The organism is Allobosea sp. CER48 (genome assembly GCF_044752385.1).
In the GTDB taxonomy this organism is placed as follows: domain Bacteria; phylum Pseudomonadota; class Alphaproteobacteria; order Rhizobiales; family Beijerinckiaceae; genus Allobosea.
Genome location: NZ_JBIWYK010000555.1, coordinates 1 through 1798, shown reverse-complemented (window position 1 = coordinate 1798; position 1798 = coordinate 1). Strand labels below are relative to the sequence as shown.

The window sequence follows — 1798 nt, the reverse complement described above, 5'->3', positions numbered from 1 at the left end:
AGCGCGTTGCCTTTTCGGCCAGGCAGGCCTGACGATTCCGGCTTGAGCTGGAAAAGCCCCGCGTCGGGAGAACGCGGGGCTTCTGGCCGTCAGCCCAAGAGCTTGGGGAGCGTGGCGGGCGGCCGGGGCTGTCGGCGGCTCGGGAGAGACCGCCGGCCGAAGCGACGCGGAGACAAGGGGGAGCGTTCCGCGCCGTCCGGATTTCGGGAAGGATCAGAAGGGCAGCAGGATATCCATCACCTGCTGGCCGTAGCGCGGCTGCTGGACGTCCGTGATCTGGCCACGGCCGCCATAGGCGATGCGGGCCTGGGCGATCTTGGTCGAGTCGATCGTGTTGTCGGACTCGATATCCTCCGGCCGGATCACGCCGGCGACGATCAACTCGCGGATCTCGAAGTTGACGCGGATCTCCTGCTTGCCCTCGATCACGAGATTGCCATTGGGCAGGTTCTGGGTGACCACGGCCGCCACATTCGTGGCGAGTTGCTCGCTCCGGCGCACGGAGCCGGCCCCCTCGCTCGAGCCTTCGGAGTCGAGCTTCAGCAACTCGCCGGCGTTCGAGCCGTCCGGCAGGAACTTGTCGAGCTTGTTCTCGAAGCCCATGATCCTTGCCGCACCGAAATCCTCGCCGTTCTTGCGGCTGCGCTTGGTGGTGTTGTCGAGCTGCGCCCGATCAGTGAACTTCACCTTGACGGTGACGAGATCGCCGACATTGCGGGCGCGCTGATCCTTGAAGAAGGCCCGCGACCCGGTGCGCCAGAGCGAGTTCGGCGCATAGGAAGCATGCTCCATCGCCGGCATCGGCATCTGCACCGGCTTGTAGCCCTTGGCGGCGGTGGGATCCTCGACCGGCGAGAGCGTCGGCGCCTGGCCGACATTGGCTAGGCGGTCGCCGATGCCGCAGGCCCCGAGCGAAGCGGTGAGCAGCAGCAGGCCGGAGAGCTTGGCGAGACGGTTGGAGTGCATGGCGGTTTCCATGGAAATCACTGGGCGCTTGCGATGCGGCCGGCGGCGGTCGGCTGGACGGAAACCCGACCTGGCCCTGTCACCTTGCCTTGCAGCACGCGCTTGGATTGAGGGTTGGTCACGGAGACCACGTCGCCCATCGCACCGGCTTCGTTGGCCCGGCCCCGCAACGTGATCACGAGCCCCGGCGCTTCGTAGACGATGGTGACGAGGTCGCCCTTGCCGACGATTTCCTCGCGCTGGACGTCGCTCGCACGCAGCGGCACACCGGCGAGCAGGGCCCGGCGCGCAACCTTGTCGATGGCGGCGCGCGCATCGTTGATGATCTCGCCGCCCTGCCCGTCGCGCGGGCGACGCTCGACGATGACGTCGTCCTTGCCGAGCGTCTCGCCGCGGCCGATCTGTCGCTTCGGCACGACGACCTCGACGGTCTCGACGAGTTGGCCGGAAATGCGCAGCGGCTTCAGGCGCATCGCCATGCTGCCGGGCACGGCCAGCCGCGCCTGCAGCCGCCGCGAGCGAGCATCGAAGGAGAGATCGACGACGGCAACCTCGCCGGTCAGCTCGGGCTCGATCGCGACGGCCGGCGCACCGCCATCGATCGCCAGCGCGAAGACCCGGGCATCGACACCAAAGCGCTCCTGCAGGCCCGCCTTCACTGCGGCCTCCATGTCGGAAGCGGTGACCCGGCGTGCGGCTCGCGTCACAACCACCTGCGCGAAGCCCTGGCTTTCCAGATCGGAAGCATCGCGGACGATGCCGGCCGCGCGGGCCGCATCGACGATCCGCGCGACCTGGATCGTCCCGGTTTCGCCAAGCCCGGGCGCCCTGA

2 protein-coding genes are annotated in these 1798 nt (G+C 68.2%); both read right to left on the bottom strand.

What is annotated here, in order from left to right:
• Positions 1–213: 213 nt before the first annotated feature.
• The gene (gene flgH, locus ACIPIA_RS15475; RefSeq protein ID WP_400510833.1) at positions 214–966 is read right to left on the bottom strand and encodes a flagellar basal body L-ring protein FlgH; all 753 of its coding nucleotides are present in this window, start codon (positions 964–966) and stop codon (positions 214–216) included.
• Between the two features lie 17 nt (positions 967–983).
• On the bottom strand, positions 984–1798 hold an 815-nt coding region (gene flgA, locus ACIPIA_RS15470; RefSeq protein ID WP_400510831.1), incomplete at its 5' end, for a flagellar basal body P-ring formation chaperone FlgA.

What these genes read in the sequence shown, in the direction of transcription:
- flgH (WP_400510833.1), bottom strand. Translation starts at nt 966, where the DNA reads ATGCACTCCAACCGTCTCGCCAAGCTCTCCGGCCTGCTGCTGCTCACC.